The sequence below is a fragment of the Haladaptatus pallidirubidus genome (genome assembly GCF_020700235.1).
GTDB classification, from domain to species: domain Archaea; phylum Halobacteriota; class Halobacteria; order Halobacteriales; family Haladaptataceae; genus Haladaptatus; species Haladaptatus pallidirubidus.
Genome location: NZ_CP085301.1, coordinates 372,129 through 387,937, shown reverse-complemented (window position 1 = coordinate 387,937; position 15,809 = coordinate 372,129). Strand labels below are relative to the sequence as shown.

The following is a 15,809-nucleotide window of genomic DNA, read 5'->3' as shown; positions in this document are numbered from 1 at the left end:
CTACGGGCGGCGATAAATCACCGGAGTAGTCGCGATTCGAGCAGTTTTCGTTCGGGTCGCCGATTGTAGTGGGGAGAAACGGGAAAACGGCTCAGAAATCGAACCGCCCTACCGATCAACGAACTGTTTTTCCCACTCTTTCCGTGCGTCGATGTGACTTTTTCCGCGGCTGGTGAGCGTGTAGTAGTTCGTTCGTTCGTCGCGCTTTCCTTTCTCCACGAGGTCTTTTTCGACGAGCGTATCGAGATTCGGGTACAGTCGCCCGTGATGGACTTCTGTATCGTAGTACTGCTCTAAATCCTCCTGAATAGCCAGTCCGTGCGGTTCGCCGTTTCCGGCGATTACGTACAGTACGTCGCGCTGAAACCCCGTTAATTCGTACATCGTCAATATCGCCTATTTCTGTCTGAGTAGTATAAATATAACGATCTGGTCACTTCTTTGTCGGGAGTGTCTTTATCTTCGTGTACCCCCTTTAGGGAGATATGCCCGAAGAAGTCCTGTTCGAAACGGAGAGTACGCAGAGCCGAACCGACATCGCCCGATATCTTCGCACCGTCGCCGACAAACTCGAAAGCGGCGATGCAATGACCCTAAACGCGGGCAGTCAATCCGTCACGCTCGACCCGCCGACCAACCCCGTCTTCGAAGTGAAAGCCGAGCGAGAAACCTCTTCGTCCGGTTCGAGCGAACTCAGCATCGAGTTCGAACTCGAATGGAAGGAAGGCGAGGAGGGTGGCGACGGCGGCGACGGGTCGCTGAAAATCGAGTAACCGGCACAAAACGCCGAAATTCGGTACACGCGGCGACTATCCTTTTTTCGGTTCTGTCGATAATCGGTGATATCGAACGCCGTCGGTTCACGCGTGTTACAATCAGTCAGAACAGTGCAGTCGCTCGGTAGTTAGTTTCGAAAGGAAAGCGGAACACGCGGGGATGAAAACACCCCGCGTACCGCTTGCCGCCCTGAATTGGTCCCCGCTGACGCTTCGGCCCTCCAAAGCGAAGCGTCAACTGCAACAAGACGGTGTAATGACTTAAAGGTAACGATTTAGATAACTCTGGAGACGATGTAGAAATAAAGTCAGATATGCTCTTCTTCGAGTACCCAGCCGATAGCTCGCTTGTAGTAGGTGAACATCTGCCGAACCCCTTCGTGGTTCATCTCCTCGCTGTCGAGCTGTTCTTTGAGGTATTCGTACTGGTCGCGGATTTCGTCTTCGTCCCTCATGCGTGGACGGAATTTTGTGTTTCATCCGGTTAGCAGTATCGGCAATGTGCTTTCGACCGAGCGTTTCAAATACGGTCACAAATTCGACCCCACAATTAAACCGTCTCTCGAATCATTTCCGCTCCAAACGCGAGAGTCCGTGCCAAATCGCGTCAATCATCTTCTCCTCGCCATCTCCCACAGAATCGTTCCATCCGCGAACCAGTGCGTCCTCCAACACGGCGAGCGAGTGGTTTTCGAAGTTGTTCATTCCTCGGAACGCTTCGAGGGCGTTCCGTTCTCTCTCCCCGAACTCCTCCGACGGCGTCTCCTCGAAAAAGCCGAGGTCGACGAGCGTTTCGGCGACTTCGCTCGCGGTTCTGCCCGATAGTTCCCGGGTTTCGTCGGGTTCCGCCCGCTCCAGTAAGGTCACGTCGTAGATTTTGAACACGCGCTCCAGTTCGTCGATTGGGGTTTCGTGGTCATCCACGCGCACGTCCACCCAGCGGTCGTTCCGCCCGTCGTACCCGCCTTCGGGCTTGGCGACGTACAGCGCCGCGCTCTGCTCGCCGCGCTTGTCGCCGCCCGCGTCGTTGCCCGCGTGGAGCGCCGCGATGAGCCGCTCCGGGAGGTCGCCCTCGGTTTCCTCGAACGTCTCGGCCATCGCCTCGAGCGTCTCGCGGTTTTCCAGAATGTTGCCTTGGACGGTGTAGTTCTCGCCCTGTGCGTCGCCCGCGTAGTCGAAGCAGTCGTCGCCCGTGAAAGCGGCGACGGAGCCGTCCCGTCCGACGATTCCGACCTGTCGCGATTCGAACTCCGGGTCGGCCCCCGTGAGTTCCATCACGACTTCGTCGGCGGGTCGTCCCGACCGAAGCAGGTCGAGGCCGTCTGGCCCGTAGGCGACGTTGGCGTAGCTCTGCGTGGCGACCGCTCCCGCACCGGCGCTGACGAAGGGGACGACGGCCCCGACGCCGACGAATTTCGATTGGACTGCGACGCCGACGGCGTCCCGTTCCGGGTCGCGCGCGACGATTGAAAACGTCGATGGTCGTGGCATAGACGGGAGAAAGCGGGCTACCCCGAAAAACGTTGACCCAGCGGAAACGCTCGCAGAGACGGCTACTCCGAACTCCCCTCCTTCCTCGCGGTGAGCGGTTGGCGAGAGACGAGTTCGCAGTCGAACTCCGGATGTTCCGCGAAGTGGTGAACGAGCATGTGTCTCCGTCCGCCGGTCAGTCCGCGCTCGCCGACTGACTCGGCGGTGAACTCCGGGGGCAGTCTGCCGTACAGTTCGACCACCGTGTCGAAGTTCCGGAACACCTTCCGGTGTCCGGACGACTCCGCACCGCTGCGCGAAACGACGTAGCTTCCGTCGTCGCGGCGTTCGCCCACCGTGTTGAAAAACTCCGTTCGTTGGGTCAGCGCCCGTCCGAGCGCGTCTCGTAGACGGTCGGCCTCGCGTCTGGAGAGGTCGTGTCGTTCGCCGCGAACAACCACGGAGACGCCGTTTTCGGCGGCGGTGGCGGAAACCGATGGCTCGTCGCGATTGCAAACGTCGGTAGAACTGGTGCTATGCGCGGCCGAGAATTTCTCGACCAGTCGCCCCGGGGCGACTTACTCTATCCTCCGAGCGAGTATCACTCGACATCGTGCTAATGGATAGTCAGAGACGACTGATAAAGTTACGGGACGACTTCGGGAAGGGATCTCAACGACGGTCGAACCAAATCACACCGACCATCAGCAGATTGTAGGTGAGCAATCCAGCGGCGAGTAACCCGACGCAGAGGCCGACGAAGACGGCTACGACCGACACCGCCTCAGCGCCCGCAACCGCGAACATCAACGCGAGCAAAACGCCGGTCATGAGCGCAATTGGTGCCGCATAATCCGACCAGACTCGCGCGGAAATCGGCGCGCGAAGGTTCAGCAGTGGTTCTTCGTATTTGCTCATGGGTTATTTTCCATTTCATACATAGTCAAAATTCTGCTAATTAGTCTTCGGCCGCGTGAGAGTTTTCACCCCGGCACGACAACGGGAGAACATGAAGATTCGAGGCACCCGCGAATGCCAAAACTGCGGCACGCAATGGTCGTACTACGACACCGGAAGCGTGGCCTGCCCGACTTGCGAGAGTATGCAGAGCGTCGGACTAGAGGACGACCGCGTCCAGCACACGGACAGCGCCGTCACCCTCGATTTGGCGGAAGCACGCGAAGCGGTCGATGAACGGCCGCTCCGCGAGGTTTCGGCCCTCGTGGCGGATACCGCACGCGAGTACGTCAGAAAGCGCGGGTTCATCAAGGGTGGCGAACTGCAACCGCTGGACGACACCTATCTCGTGGCGCAGGAACTCAGACACATCGCAGACGTGTTCTCCCGTGCGTTAGAAATACGCGACGACGAGGAATTGTACTTTTTCTCCCTGCTTCGCGGGGCAGACACCGGGGAACGTCCCGCCACCGCGGACGTACCGGAATCGCTGTACGAAGTTCGCGGGCTCGCGGTTTCGGAGTCGCTTCACGACTATCACGACGAAATGGGCGACTGGGTGCGAGAACACGACGCGGGCCGCGAGGGAAGAAACACGCTCGAAACACTCGGCGAACACGTCCGTCGCGCGCGTGCGCTTGAAGGCGGTCTCGACATCGACACGGCGGATACACTGGTGTCGTCGGCGCGCGACCTCGCGCGCTACTTCCGCGAGGGAGACGAGAACGCGTTGGTCAGCACGCGCGATACGCTCGACCGAATCGAGTGAGTTGGTACGTGAGTATTCTGTACTAGTGTGAGGTTCATAGTGCGGTGTGAGTCGTTCGCAGGGAGTGGGTGCACGAATATCTCGGCTCAGTTTTCTTCCTGATGTGTGTTGTGAGGTTAGTTCTCAAATTTAATTTAATATCTCCTAGTAATGTATTTATCAATTATAATTATAAAGATTAATACTAGAAACAAACTAATATACTTTCGACGCATGAAACAATCACGACGGACGTTTCTCAGAGGTGCGACGGCAAGCATCGCAACCATCGGTGGCATCGGCGCTCTCTCGGGAACGAGTGTCGCGGCGCGATACTCCATCGACAGCGACCTGACGAACACCGAGGATATCTCCGGCGGTGACCTCGATTACGCGATTCGGCAGGTTCGCTCCGACAGTCCGCTCATCGGACTCGGAAGCACGTGGGTCGATGTCAGCTACCAAGAAGGCATCAATCCGGTGTACATGGCCGCTCACGCCGCGTGGGAGTCCGCGTGGGGCACCAGTAACATCGCACGGGACAAGAACAATATCTACGGCTGGAAAGCGTACGATAGCTGTCCGTACTCCTGTGCCGAATCGTTCTCCTCGAAATCACAGTGCATCCGGACGGTCATGCCCGTCATTCGGGACGAATACCTGACACCCGGCGGCGACCACTACTACTCGTCCTACGGGCCGACCCTGCGGGGCATGAATCAGGATTACGCGACGGACATCAGTTGGGCGGAGGGCATCCGCGACGTGATGAATTCGCTGGCAGACCACATCACCTTCGGTGACGACCCCGGCGGATACAGTTGGCCGATTTACTCGAACGGCGACCAAGGCGAAGCCGTGTACACCATCCAGTACCTGTTGGAACAGCACGGCTACAACCTGAACTACCACGACGGGATTTACGGTTCGGAAGTGACGAATACGGTGCAATCCTTCCAGTCGGCTAACGGGCTGAGCGTGGACGGCGTCGTCGGCCCGAACACGTGGAGCCAACTCGTCGTCACGGTGCAGGACGCCAATAACGACCCCTACTGGGCGACCTACGCCGCCCAGCATCAACTGCGCTACGACGAAGGCTACAGCATCGCCGTAGACGGAGTGTATGGGCCGGAAACACGGAGCGCTATCGAGAGCTTCCAATCCAGCGCTGGCCTCGCTGTCGATGGTATCGTCGGCCCGAACACGTGGCAGGCGCTCGTCGATATCGGCAACTGAACGAAAATAGCAGTTTTTAGATGGCGGTTCGGTTTTTCGGTCTACGGCTTACGGCAGTTCCACTTCGACCTCGTTTTGCTGTCCGGCGGCTTTCACCGTGTTGTACAGCAACATCGCCCGGGTCATCGGGCCGACGCCGCCCGGAACCGGCGTAATCGCGCTTGCTCTCTCCTTCGCGCTATCGAACGCCACGTCCCCGACGAGTTCGTACCCCTTCTCGGTGTCGGCGTCCACTCGATTGACGCCGACGTCGATGACCGTCGCGCCCTCCGAAATCATCGACCCGTCGATGAGTTCCGGGACGCCGCAGGCCGCGACGACGACATCCGCACTCTTCGTTTTTGCGGCGAGGTCGTCGGTGCGCGAGTGACAAACCGTCACCGTCGCGTTGCCGCCGTCGGCTTTCTGAACGAGCAGGTTGGCGAGCGGTTTGCCGACGATGTTCGACCGACCGACGATGACAACGTCCTTGCCTTCGGGGTCAACATCCGCCGATTCGAGGAGTTTCTGGACGCCGTGGGGGGTACAGGGTTTGAATCGCGGGTGCCCCGCGACCAACATTCCGACGTTTTCCGGGTGGAAGCCGTCCACGTCCTTCGCCGGGTCGATGGCGCGGATGACCTGTCGGGAATCGACATGGTCGGGGACGGGCATCTGGACGAGCATCCCGTGAACCTCGGGGTCGTCGTTCAGCTCTTCGATGGTTTCGTACAACTCCTCGGCGGGTGCATCGGGATCGATTTCGACGTGAATGCCGTCGATACCGACCTCCTCGCAGTCGCGCTGTTTCATCGAGACGTAGGTTTCGCTCGCGGGGTCGTCGCTCATGAGCACCGTCGCAAGCCCGGGGGTTACACCTTCGTCTTTCAGCGCGTCGATGCTCGCTCCGAAGTCGTTTCGAATCCGTTCGGCAACCGAATTCCCGTCGATGATGTCCGTCATTGGCGGATTATCCGGTGTGAAGCCCCTTCAACATTCGGGTTCGTGCGTATTTTTGGCTATAATATCTACAATATATACACAAACTTGCTCAAATTCGAGAGGCAGAACCCCGAAATCCTCGGCTATTGTTCTGCAACTGTTGTCCGCTCTCACCGATTCGACTGAATCCGGTCTATCTGTTCGCGGGGATGGAACTGGTTCGTCGATTCGGTCTGGATTCGTATCCACCCCGGATAGATGGCGACGGTCACGTCGGTGAGGGTTGTTCCGTCGGTGAAAACGATGTCCGCGCTTTTGAACCCCGCTAGCTGTTCTGACATGGGTGAAATTCTCCGTATGCGTAGTTACATCTACCGCACCAGCGTACAGTCGTTCTCGACTGTTCCGCGACTACTGCTGTTGTATCGTCGTTTGTTCCGTCTCTATCGGAACGACCGAGGTGTGTTCTTTACTGTCGAGCGAAATAGTTGCCCGAACCTGTTTCGGTGCCACTCGTTTCACTCGTTCGTATTTGACGTGTGATTCCGAAACCACATCGCCGTCCCGGTCAAGCATCGTTTGGTGTGTGATCGAGATGATTCGCCGTCCGTTCTCGTGCGTGATTCCCGTGGCGAGGCCATCGGCAGTACCTAATCGACGTTTCATCGCCGAGTTGACCGCCTTTGCACCGACACTTGCACACCCCGTCTCCGCCCAGTCATCGAACGGAATCGTTTCGTACACCGGTTCGCTTTCGGGTGGGTCGTTCGATTCGCCCGCCTCTGTCCCGCTTTCTCCTCTCCGATAAGCCGCGACGTATCGAATCGAATCGTTTTCCGGCAGATACTCGATTTCCTCGCGTTCGATACTCTCCGTCACCGAAATCGTCTCGGGAAAATCCTGCTCGGTCGTGGTCGTCGTGTCGGGACTACTGCCGACATCTTGGCCCACGCAACCGCTAAAAACGTAAAGAGCGTGCTACAACAGCTGAGAAAATGCCGCCGTGGTTTCATCATACACGATATTCATGAAAATTGAGAATAAATTTTGTGTTGACTGTCCGAATCGAAACCGCACCGAGTTTCGAACCTACTCGTACAGCGGGTTCTCGTCGCAGAGCGCCTGCACTTCTTCCGCGACCTCCGCTTTCACGTCTTTGTCGTCTATATTGTTCACTACGCGCGCGATGAGGTCGCCGACGCGTTCGATGTCGTCCGTATCGAACCCGCGGGTCGTGAGCGCGGGCGTTCCGGCGCGGATGCCGCTGGCAACGAAGGGCGAGCGCGTTTCGCCCGGGACGGTGTTCGCGTTCAGGACGATTCCCACTTCTTCGAGCGCCTCTTCCGCATCTTTTCCGGTTACGTCTTCGTGGGATTCGCGCAAGTCCACGAGCACGAGGTGGGTGTCGGTACCGCCCGAGACGAGGCCGAAGCCGTGGTCTTGGAGCGTCTCGCCGAGGACTTCCGCGTTCTCGACGGTTCGCGCGGCGTACTCCTCGAACTCGGGTTTGAGGGCTTCCTTGAATCCGACCGCTTTGCCGGCGACGTTGTGCATGAGGGGGCCGCCCTGCATGCCGGGGATGACCGCCGAATCGACGGCGTCGGCGTACTCCTCGTCGCACATGATGATACCGCCGCGACCCGAGCGAATCGTCTTGTGCGTCGAACCGGTGACGAAGTCCGCGACGCCGACCGGCGAGGGATGTTCCCCTGCTGCGACGAGACCGGTGATGTGGGCGATGTCCGCGAGGTGATACGCGCCGACTTCGTCCGCGGCATCCTGAATCCGCCCCCATTCGACTTCGCGGGGGTACGCCGAGTAGCCCGAAACGATGATATCCGGTTCGAACTCCACGGCGTGGTCGTACAGCGCATCGTAGTCGAGGTAGCCCGTCTCGGCATCGACTTTGTACTGTTCGACCTCGTACAGCTTGCCGGCGAAGTTGACGTGGTGGCCGTGGCTTAGGTGGCCGCCGTGGGTCAGGTCGAGCGAGAGGATTTTGTCGCCCGGGTCGAGAACGGCGAGATAGACGCCCATGTTTGCCTGCGACCCGCTGTGCGGTTGGACGTTGACGTGTTCTGCGCCCCAGAGTTCTTTCGCGCGCTCGATTGCGAGCGATTCGACGGTGTCGATGTGCTCACAACCGCCGTAGTACCGCTCGCCGGGATACCCTTCCGCGTACTTGTTCGTCAGGGTGCTTCCCTGCGCTTCCAGCACTGCTTTGCTGACGAAGTTCTCGCTGGCGATCATCTCCAGCGTGTCGCGCTCGCGTTCGACTTCCGCTTCGAGAGCATCTGCGACTGCCGGGTCGACCGCTCGAACGTGGTCGTACTCCATGTGCAATTCCGCGACACCGCGGCGTATAAGTTTACCTTTCGCTGAGTAGGCTCCGAATCCCCGACAGAAATATAAACTAATAGTGAGATAACGCTTCTATTACCGGTATGATTGAGTGGGAGGAAACGGATACCGGCCTTCGGGCATTCGACCGGACGAAAACGGAAATTTCGATAGGTGCGCCCGACTGGCGGAGTGGTGGGCGAGGGTACGATATCGAGAGACCCATCGACGAAACCGTCTCCGGATTCGCCTCAGAACTCCGATTTCCGCCGAATTTAGTGACGATTACCGACGTGGAATCGGGCGAACGACAACATCACGGAAGCGATACCGGGATACTCACACTCCCAGACGAAGAATATTTAGCGAACATCCACGGAAACGTAAAGACGTATCTCCGGTTTTCCGCCCCCGCGACGATCCGAAAAACGTGCGATTTCGATGCGTTAATTGTCTCTTTCCGCGACAGAATTCCGGTGACACTCGGGTTCCGAAGCCATCATGAAATTCCCGTCGATACGATAACCATCCCGCCGACGACGGAGGGGTTGGCGACCGCGATTTCCTACGCCTCTTCGTCGCACAAGACCACCGGCTCTGACCGGTCGTTTCCGACGCTCCGGGGGCATCCGCCACGGTTCGAGGTGGGTGACGAACTACGAATTCCGGAGCCGGTTCGTGAAAACAAAAAGGACGTCGACATCGAACTTCGCGTCCCCGACGATTTCAAAACGCTGTTCGTCACCGCGCCACTGGCATACTATCTTCAGGCGGAAGTTATCGTGGAAAATCGAACCGCACCGGTTCTCCGGGCACCTGCCGCCAATTTCACGTACTCCTTCAGTCCGCTTCCGAACTATCAACACGAAGTCGCGGAGATGCTTCGGCGGGTGTTTTTCCTCGACTGTCTCGTCCGTAACGCGGGACCGTATCACTGGAACCTCGCGGAAATCTCGCTTCTGGATGACCTCGAAATCGACTCGGAAGCGATTTACGACGCGACGCCCGTCGAACAGCTCGTCGCCTACGACCTCTGTGAGTTCGAGCGAATCGACGACGAACTACCGGATTGGCATCTCTCGATGTACGTCGAACCGTCGGTGGAGAACGTCTCGACGCTTCCGTATCTGCTTTCGAACCTCAGCCTCATCTACCTCCCCGAGTCGTCGGATCTCAACCGGAACGAACTGCTGGATGCCTCGCTCGGCGACTTCTACCGCAACGCCCCGAGCGAATCGAACGCCACCCGACGCGCGGTTGCCGGCGGGGAGTCGTGTCGAAGCGCGCGGGCGGAGAACGTCAACTCGGTCGAACGAATCAATCCGACGCTGCATCGCGGTCGGGTTCACGGCTGGCTCGCCGAGGGCGTTCCTATCGACGTGTTCAAAGCCGACCCGAGCGCCTACGAAAACCGGTTCGAGTATTTCGAGCGCGACAGCGAGGACATCGAAGTAGCGCTGGTGTTGAACGACGAGGAGATGGGCGACGAACACAAAGACGCCGCCGACATCTATCTCGATCGCGCGGAAGACCTTCCCATCGAAGTCACCATCCACGAGAATCTGACGCGCGACGAACTCGCCGAGTTACTGGAGACGCCGTGCGATTACGTTCACTACATCGGCCACTGCGAGGAAGACGGACTCCGATGTACGGATGGCAATCTCGCGGTCGAGAACATCGAGGAAAGCAAGGTTCAAACGTTCTTCCTCAACGCCTGCGGGTCGTACTACGAGGGAATGAAACTGATCGAGAAAGGAAGCGTCGCAGGAGCGGTTACGTTCAACAAAGTGTTGAACAAGCAGGCCGCGAAAGTCGGCGTGTCGTTCGCCCGGCTGCTGATAAACGGGTTCAGCATCCAAAACGCACTTCAACTCGCACGACGGCGCATTATGATGAACAAGGATTACGCTGTTGTTGGTGATGGGACGTACCAGTTGACGCAGTGTAATAACCATATGCCGGTTTTAGGGAATGTCGAACGGTACAGAAACAAATTTGAGCTAGAATATAATTCACTTCCTATCTCTCTGGTTGGTGGATATTATGAACCATACATCGACGGGAACAAGGAATTACATTTATATGGAAATGAAACCTCATTCATTTTAAATAGCGACGAATTACGTTCATTTCTCGAACGAGCAGAAATGCCTGTTCTGTACGATGGTGAACTATACTGGTCGGGAGAAAACGAACTACTTGATCAAATCAGTTTGTGTTAAGGCCCTCCGCCAGCACCCTGTGCTACAAGCGGGTCTATAGCAGTGTTTTGAATGTACGTATATCCCAACAGCAGTCCGAAAGCCACGTTCATTGCATTCGGACGTCCCATGAGCCACTCGCGTATTTTACCTCGCATGGTATATGTTGGTCTCTCACATTCATACTTCATTCTTTCGGACTGTTCACAGAAGGCGTAATTGGTAATTAGCGATTACTCTCCGTATTTATCTGTAGAGTGCCGTTCAGCAACGCCTGCATGCGACGAAAAATTGATTTTTTCGCCGTCTCCGACCCCTCTCCGAACAGATTTCCGAATTTATAACATTCCGAAGAGTTTCTGGTTTTCAGGGTGGTATTATTCGAATTGCACGGTTATAATTACAGCATTGACTAATTGTTCATGCTATATAACCTATGATTTCCGTCGGGTTTGAGCGTTAAAATTAAATAGATGAATCTCGTCCGTCCGGATATGGAAACAAAAACGAACCTCTTGAACCAAAGCGTCCACGAAATCCTTCGTACCGTCATCGACGAAGGACCCGAAGTGATGGTTGTCGTCAACCCATCCGGTAGCGCGATCGAAGAACTCATCGACGCCGCAACCGAGTACGACGGCGACCTCCCCGAAATGCGCATGCTCGCGGACGAGAGCACGCTCAAAGACGTGATGGAGGACTTCATCATCGCCAGCAACGCTGCAGACCTCATCGACGAAGGTGCGCTCACTCTGCGCACGACGGACGATTCCTCCGGGAACTCGCTCCTCGTCACCGACGATGTCGTTATTGCACTCGTCACTGCGGGCGACCGCGTGGGCGGGCTGACTTCCGACGACGACGACTTCGTCGACGCGGCCTACAGCACGTACACGTCCCACTGGGAAGACGCGAGCGACTTCTCGCTCCGTACGCCGCCAATCACGCGCGTCCGCGAGACGCTGAGCGACGAAATTAGCCCCGAGGCGGAAGACGACTTCAACAGCGTCCTCTCCTCGCTCGAAACCGCCCGCGGAGACGGCGACGGTCTGGACGAAGTGACCATCAGCCTGCTCGTCGCGGCGAAAAACGAAGCCCTCCTCTACGACATCAGCAAATGGGGCGAGGACGTCGGCATCGCAAGCAAAGCGACGTTCTCCCGCACGAAGACGAAGCTCGAAGATATGGGCCTCATCGGCACGGAGAAGGTTCCAATCGACGTCGGTCGCCCACGACTCCGCCTGAAACTCGCCAACGACGACCTTCAGACCGCGGACACCGACCAGCTCGCGAGCGTCGCACAGGGCATCCTGCACTAATTCCCGCGTCCAAACTTTTCCATTTTTCACGGTCACGAGCAACGGCTATCCGCCGCGTTTTTGCCACCTCCCCGTCTCATCCCGCACATGAGCAACCTGCTGGGCGTCGTCGGAACTGGTTCCGCAACTGACGCCGTCATCGCCGCCCTTTCTGCTGTCGATGAAACCGTCACCGAAATCGAGGTGGAAGAGGTCGAAAACGTCGATTTCGCCGTGGTCGCCGGCGAAGTCGGGTCGAACCGTTTTGCACGCGCGAATCGTTCCGGAACGCCGTGGCTCGCCGTCGAACTCGGCGGGGTCGGGGGTCGATCGTTTCCGGATGTCGATGCCGCAGTGTCGGGCTTCGCACCCGACACTGCGTGTTTCGAATGTCTTCGCGCACGCGTCGCGGCGAACGCGGAGGAGACCGACGGAACGGAGGTGACGGAAACCGACACCGCAGCGACCCGCTTCGCGGGAGCGCTCGCCGGACGCGAAGCGGTGACGCTTCGTTCCGGCGAGCGCTCTTCGGTGCTCGGCGGTGTTGTAGAAATACCGCACGCAGAGCACCGATTGCTTCCGGTTCCGAACTGTCCAGCGTGCGGTGATGCCCGTGACCGAACGCTCGGCATCGACCATTCCGAGCGAACGCTGGACGAGGCGATTTCGCGCGCGGAAATCGCGTTGGACGAGCGCGTCGGTATCGTCCAATCGCTCGGCGAGGTGTCTTCGTTTCCGGTGCCGTACTATCTGGCGAATATCTGCAAGACGGCGGGATTCAGCGATGCACAGTGCGCGGAACAATCTGCGGGCGTCGCGGGCGACTGGGACGAGGCGCTCATGAAGGCGTTGGGCGAGGGGATGGAGCGCTACTGCGCGGGAATCTACCGCGAATCGGAGTTCGGTGTGGCCCGCCCGTCTGTGCTCGACGACGCCGTTTCGCCCGCGAAATTCGTCCGTCCTGACGATTGGAAGGAGGTGAAAAACGACGAACTCGCGTGGATTCCGGGTCGGAATTTGGGAACCGGCAATCCGGTTCATCTCCCGGCGGAATTCGTTCATTTTCCGCCTCTCGACGCCCGATTCAAGCCCGCAATAACGACGGGGTTGGGGCTGGGTAATTCGACCACGGAGGCCCTACTGTCGGGACTGTACGAGGTGATAGAGCGCGATGCGACCATGCTTGCGTGGTATTCCTCGTTCGAACCGCTCGGTCTGCACGTCGAGGACGAGGGCTTCGAGGAGTTGGCGAAGCGAGCGCGCGCGGAGAAATTGGATGTCACTGCCCTCCTCGTAACCCAGGACGTGGACGTTCCGGTCGTCGCCGTCGCGGTGCACCGGGAAGAAGAGTGGCCGAAATTCGCGGTCGGGTCGGGGGCGAATCTCGACCCGGATTCCGCGGCGCGGTCTGCGCTCTCGGAAGCCCTCCAGAACTGGACGGAACTGAAACTGATGGGGCCGGATGACGCGGCGAACGCGGAAGGTTCGATTGCCCGGTACGCCGACTTTCCGAAACCGGTTCGAGAGCTCGTCGCGCCCGAAACGACGATTCCGAGCGATAGCGTCGGGAAATCGGTTGCCGGAGGTACTGCCGAACTACGGGCAGTCGTTTCGCGGGCGAGCGAAGCGTTCGCCGTCTACGGCGCGCGTCTCACGACGCGAGACGTACAATCGCTCGGTTTCGAGGCGGTGCGCGTGCTCGCACCCGAGGCCCAACCGCTGTTCACCGGAGAGCCGTTCTTCGGCGAGCGTGCCCGTACCGTGCCGAACGAACTCGGATTCGATTCGGAACTGAACAGGGAACCGCATCCGTATCCATAATCTGGGGAACGTTCGCAATTGAGGAAATCGTACGCTAGTTGCGCTGTGCTAACGAAACACACATGTTTATAGTGGATGTGGTCGTAGTTTCCGCAGTGGTGAACTATTAATCATGCATAAAACGCGTTACACGTCGGATCGGGTGATAGTATGACGACGGAGTTCGACCTCACCTGTGCGACGTGCGGGTCGCCCCTTTCGAAAGAGAGCGTTTCGGTAGACCGACTGGGATTCCGAAACGTCGGGTCGGTCGATGTCGCGGCGTGTGCGAACTGCGGCGACCAGTACTTCCCGGAATCGACGCTCGAACGGCTCCGTTAGATTCCGAACGCCGCCCGGAGCATGTCGCGCGTTCCGGGACCGAGACCAACCGCCAGAATCGCGATGAGTAGTAAGATAGCGTAGCGTGGACTTTCCTCGAAGATTTGCTGGTCGAACACCCAGACGACGGCCACGGCCGCGGCGATTTTCACGAGCAAGAACGGCCACGCCGTGCCGATGACGGACGTTATCGAACTCGGGAGAACGGACGAGGTGATGTCCACGATTCCCTGATTGACGGGATGTTTCGCACCGTACTCTCCCTTGAGACCGAGTTCCAGCGCCCAGTCGAGGACGGCGACGTTGGCGACGCCGTCAACAGCGTGGCCCCAGATGATGACCGCACCGATACCGGCGGTTCCGGCGTTGATTCCTGGTTTGAATCGCTCGATTGCCACCCACATAATCGCGGTGACCACCGTTGCTCCGCCGAGGACGACGACGAGGATTTGCGGGTAGAAACCAACCGCTTCGGTCGTGACGGTGAGGTAGGAGAGGTAGCCGACGGTGACTGCGAGCGCCAGCGTCCCTATTCCGGCGAGGGAGTATTCGTACCCGTCGAAAATTCCTCGGCGGGCCGCCGCGACACTCACGACCACGGCGAGGAGCGTGACGGCGAAAACGGTGAAGTAGATTACCGGGCTGATGATGAGCGTATTCCACGGGAACGGAATCGCACCGCCGCCGACCTGCTGGAGTGCGTTGTCGGCATCTTCCACGACCCGAAGCGCCCCGCCGAACAGCATGAACGGGAACAGGGCATAGAAGAGACTCCTGTCCTGGCCGATGCCGAGTCGGCGGAGGAGGAAAACGAGGCCGACCAGTGCGACGATGAGCGTCACCGCGTAGCCGATTTCGGAGACGAGCGTGTAGCCCGGTTCCGCGACCGGTTCCGGAAGGGTCGCACAGGTTTCGGCGTCGGAGATGAACCGCGTCGCTCCGTCTTCACGAACCGCACACGGTGCGTTTTTCGCGTCGGCGACCACGGGCCCCCAGAAATAGTGCCAGATAAAGCCGTCGTACACCTGTTTCGGGAACGCGAGCGAACCACCGACCAGCGCGATGATGGCGGCGGCGACGGCACCCGCCCACGTTCGTTCGTTGTCGATTCCTTCACTTGCGGTATCCATATCGCACGAACCGGAGCGAGCGGGTTTTACAGTTCCGGTATCGTTATTCTTCGTTGTCGATAGAAAGCGGAAGTTCTTCGCTCTCGAACGGCGACCCGAGGACGACCATGGTTTGAGAACGCGAAAAACCGTCCATCTGGGCGATTCTGTCGAACATCAGTTCGCGAAGGCTGTCGGCATTTTCAGCGTACACGCGCGCCATCACGTCCCACGACCCCGTCGTAAGGTGAACCTCCTGAATCCCGTCGATGTTTTCGAGTTTCTTGAGCGTATCCTTCTCCCGACCCTGTTCGACGCGAAGACCGACGAAAGCGGAAATTCCGAGCGAGATTTCCTTCGGGTTTACGTTGGCGTGATAGCCGGTGATTACGCCCGCTTCTTCCATCCGGTTGACCCGGTCGTGAACCGTCGCACTGGACATTTCGATTTGGCGGGCGATTTCGCTAAACGGGGTTCGGGCGTCGGTTTGGAGCGCTTTGAGAATCGCGCGGTCCGTATCATCCAGCTTCATATCGCTACCCAAATGCCCCAATGATAAATAACTGCACGCCTTCCCCGGAGCCCGGTTGCAGTATTCTGAACTGTCG

At 58.3% G+C, this 15,809-nt stretch carries 18 protein-coding genes; 7 read left to right on the top strand and 11 right to left on the bottom strand.

All coding sequences use genetic code 11. The annotated features are described in order from the left end of the window. Positions 1–108 precede the first annotated feature (108 nt). Complete coding sequence (locus LIX15_RS02220) at positions 109–384, bottom strand: PadR family transcriptional regulator (RefSeq protein WP_227775880.1); 276 nt, start codon at positions 382–384, stop codon at positions 109–111. 101 nt (positions 385–485) lie between these two features. Between LIX15_RS02220 and LIX15_RS02215 the strand changes: the two genes are divergently transcribed. Continuing rightward, positions 486–773: an amphi-Trp domain-containing protein gene (locus tag LIX15_RS02215; protein WP_227775879.1), complete on the top strand. Its 288-nt coding sequence runs from the start codon at positions 486–488 to the stop codon at positions 771–773. A gap of 311 nt (positions 774–1,084) precedes the next feature. Here LIX15_RS02215 and LIX15_RS02210 read toward each other — a convergent pair whose 3' ends face one another. The 4 genes from LIX15_RS02210 to LIX15_RS02195 all read right to left on the bottom strand — a co-directional run bounded on the left by LIX15_RS02210 (position 1,085) and on the right by LIX15_RS02195 (position 3,164). Beyond that, the gene (locus tag LIX15_RS02210; protein ID WP_175609654.1) at positions 1,085–1,231 is read right to left on the bottom strand and encodes a DUF8555 family protein; all 147 of its coding nucleotides are present in this window, start codon (positions 1,229–1,231) and stop codon (positions 1,085–1,087) included. A 112-nt stretch (positions 1,232–1,343) separates the two neighbouring features. Beyond that, positions 1,344–2,267 (bottom strand): DUF1028 domain-containing protein, encoded by a 924-nt coding sequence (locus tag LIX15_RS02205; protein ID WP_227775878.1) that lies wholly within the window; start codon positions 2,265–2,267, stop codon positions 1,344–1,346. Positions 2,268–2,329: 62 nt separating this feature from the next. Next, positions 2,330–2,707: a DUF7528 family protein gene (locus LIX15_RS02200; RefSeq protein ID WP_227775877.1), complete on the bottom strand. Its 378-nt coding sequence runs from the start codon at positions 2,705–2,707 to the stop codon at positions 2,330–2,332. A gap of 211 nt (positions 2,708–2,918) precedes the next feature. Beyond that, a complete protein-coding gene (locus tag LIX15_RS02195; protein ID WP_227775876.1) occupies positions 2,919–3,164 on the bottom strand; it encodes a hypothetical protein in 246 nt (81 codons plus the stop codon). A gap of 91 nt (positions 3,165–3,255) precedes the next feature. On the opposite strand from LIX15_RS02195, the gene LIX15_RS02190 reads away from it, so the two are divergent. Together LIX15_RS02190 and LIX15_RS02185 are read left to right on the top strand one after the other, a co-directional pair. Beyond that, positions 3,256–3,972, top strand: a complete 717-nt coding sequence (locus tag LIX15_RS02190; protein ID WP_227775875.1) for a DUF7117 family protein — start codon at positions 3,256–3,258, stop codon at positions 3,970–3,972. 213 nt (positions 3,973–4,185) lie between these two features. Beyond that, positions 4,186–5,187 carry a peptidoglycan hydrolase gene (locus LIX15_RS02185; protein ID WP_265338400.1) on the top strand — a complete coding sequence of 334 codons (1,002 nt, stop codon included), beginning with the start codon at positions 4,186–4,188 and terminating at the stop codon, positions 5,185–5,187. Between the two features lie 48 nt (positions 5,188–5,235). Here LIX15_RS02185 and LIX15_RS02175 read toward each other — a convergent pair whose 3' ends face one another. From LIX15_RS02175 to glyA, 4 genes are all read right to left on the bottom strand, one after another. Further along, a complete protein-coding gene (locus LIX15_RS02175; protein ID WP_227775874.1) occupies positions 5,236–6,129 on the bottom strand; it encodes a bifunctional methylenetetrahydrofolate dehydrogenase/methenyltetrahydrofolate cyclohydrolase in 894 nt (297 codons plus the stop codon). 149 nt (positions 6,130–6,278) lie between these two features. Further along, positions 6,279–6,449, bottom strand: a complete 171-nt coding sequence (locus LIX15_RS02170) for a hypothetical protein (protein ID WP_227775873.1) — start codon at positions 6,447–6,449, stop codon at positions 6,279–6,281. A gap of 70 nt (positions 6,450–6,519) precedes the next feature. Further along, positions 6,520–7,059 carry a hypothetical protein gene (locus LIX15_RS02165; protein ID WP_227775872.1) on the bottom strand — a complete coding sequence of 180 codons (540 nt, stop codon included), beginning with the start codon at positions 7,057–7,059 and terminating at the stop codon, positions 6,520–6,522. A gap of 138 nt (positions 7,060–7,197) precedes the next feature. Beyond that, entirely contained in the window at positions 7,198–8,445 is a 1,248-nt protein-coding gene (gene glyA, locus LIX15_RS02160) for a serine hydroxymethyltransferase (protein WP_227775871.1), read from the bottom strand. A 107-nt stretch (positions 8,446–8,552) separates the two neighbouring features. Between glyA and LIX15_RS02155 the strand changes: the two genes are divergently transcribed. The 4 genes from LIX15_RS02155 to LIX15_RS02140 all read left to right on the top strand — a co-directional run bounded on the left by LIX15_RS02155 (position 8,553) and on the right by LIX15_RS02140 (position 14,092). Further along, positions 8,553–10,673, top strand: coding sequence for a hypothetical protein (locus tag LIX15_RS02155; protein ID WP_227775870.1), 2,121 nt, complete (start codon positions 8,553–8,555; stop codon positions 10,671–10,673). A gap of 473 nt (positions 10,674–11,146) precedes the next feature. Continuing rightward, positions 11,147–11,971 carry a transcriptional regulator TbsP gene (gene tbsP, locus LIX15_RS02150; RefSeq protein WP_345409965.1) on the top strand — a complete coding sequence of 275 codons (825 nt, stop codon included), beginning with the start codon at positions 11,147–11,149 and terminating at the stop codon, positions 11,969–11,971. A gap of 87 nt (positions 11,972–12,058) precedes the next feature. Beyond that, positions 12,059–13,771, top strand: coding sequence for a YcaO-like family protein (locus LIX15_RS02145; RefSeq protein WP_227775868.1), 1,713 nt, complete (start codon positions 12,059–12,061; stop codon positions 13,769–13,771). A gap of 150 nt (positions 13,772–13,921) precedes the next feature. Then, positions 13,922–14,092 (top strand): hypothetical protein, encoded by a 171-nt coding sequence (locus tag LIX15_RS02140; protein WP_227775867.1) that lies wholly within the window; start codon positions 13,922–13,924, stop codon positions 14,090–14,092. Here LIX15_RS02140 and LIX15_RS02135 read toward each other — a convergent pair. Both LIX15_RS02135 and LIX15_RS02130 read right to left on the bottom strand, forming a co-directional pair. Further along, positions 14,089–15,222: a DUF63 family protein gene (locus LIX15_RS02135; protein WP_227775866.1), complete on the bottom strand. Its 1,134-nt coding sequence runs from the start codon at positions 15,220–15,222 to the stop codon at positions 14,089–14,091. The genes LIX15_RS02140 and LIX15_RS02135 overlap by 4 nt on opposite strands. Positions 15,223–15,265: 43 nt before the next feature. After that, on the bottom strand, positions 15,266–15,733 hold the full coding sequence (locus LIX15_RS02130; RefSeq protein ID WP_227775865.1) for an Lrp/AsnC family transcriptional regulator: 468 nt from the start codon (positions 15,731–15,733) through the stop codon (positions 15,266–15,268). Between the last annotated feature and the right edge of the window lie 76 nt (positions 15,734–15,809).

What these genes read in the sequence shown, in the direction of transcription:
- LIX15_RS02185 (WP_265338400.1), top strand. Translation starts at nt 4,186, where the DNA reads ATGAAACAATCACGACGGACGTTTCTCAGAGGTGCGACGGCAAGCATC.
- LIX15_RS02130 (WP_227775865.1), bottom strand. Translation starts at nt 15,733, where the DNA reads ATGAAGCTGGATGATACGGACCGCGCGATTCTCAAAGCGCTCCAAACC.
- glyA (WP_227775871.1), bottom strand. Translation starts at nt 8,445, where the DNA reads ATGGAGTACGACCACGTTCGAGCGGTCGACCCGGCAGTCGCAGATGCT.
- LIX15_RS02155 (WP_227775870.1), top strand. Translation starts at nt 8,553, where the DNA reads ATGATTGAGTGGGAGGAAACGGATACCGGCCTTCGGGCATTCGACCGG.
- tbsP (WP_345409965.1), top strand. Translation starts at nt 11,147, where the DNA reads ATGGAAACAAAAACGAACCTCTTGAACCAAAGCGTCCACGAAATCCTT.
- LIX15_RS02190 (WP_227775875.1), top strand. Translation starts at nt 3,256, where the DNA reads ATGAAGATTCGAGGCACCCGCGAATGCCAAAACTGCGGCACGCAATGG.
- LIX15_RS02195 (WP_227775876.1), bottom strand. Translation starts at nt 3,164, where the DNA reads ATGAGCAAATACGAAGAACCACTGCTGAACCTTCGCGCGCCGATTTCC.
- LIX15_RS02135 (WP_227775866.1), bottom strand. Translation starts at nt 15,222, where the DNA reads ATGGATACCGCAAGTGAAGGAATCGACAACGAACGAACGTGGGCGGGT.
- LIX15_RS02205 (WP_227775878.1), bottom strand. Translation starts at nt 2,267, where the DNA reads ATGCCACGACCATCGACGTTTTCAATCGTCGCGCGCGACCCGGAACGG.
- LIX15_RS02220 (WP_227775880.1), bottom strand. Translation starts at nt 384, where the DNA reads ATGTACGAATTAACGGGGTTTCAGCGCGACGTACTGTACGTAATCGCC.
- LIX15_RS02210 (WP_175609654.1), bottom strand. Translation starts at nt 1,231, where the DNA reads ATGAGGGACGAAGACGAAATCCGCGACCAGTACGAATACCTCAAAGAA.
- LIX15_RS02215 (WP_227775879.1), top strand. Translation starts at nt 486, where the DNA reads ATGCCCGAAGAAGTCCTGTTCGAAACGGAGAGTACGCAGAGCCGAACC.
- LIX15_RS02175 (WP_227775874.1), bottom strand. Translation starts at nt 6,129, where the DNA reads ATGACGGACATCATCGACGGGAATTCGGTTGCCGAACGGATTCGAAAC.
- LIX15_RS02145 (WP_227775868.1), top strand. Translation starts at nt 12,059, where the DNA reads ATGAGCAACCTGCTGGGCGTCGTCGGAACTGGTTCCGCAACTGACGCC.
- LIX15_RS02170 (WP_227775873.1), bottom strand. Translation starts at nt 6,449, where the DNA reads ATGTCAGAACAGCTAGCGGGGTTCAAAAGCGCGGACATCGTTTTCACC.
- LIX15_RS02140 (WP_227775867.1), top strand. Translation starts at nt 13,922, where the DNA reads ATGACGACGGAGTTCGACCTCACCTGTGCGACGTGCGGGTCGCCCCTT.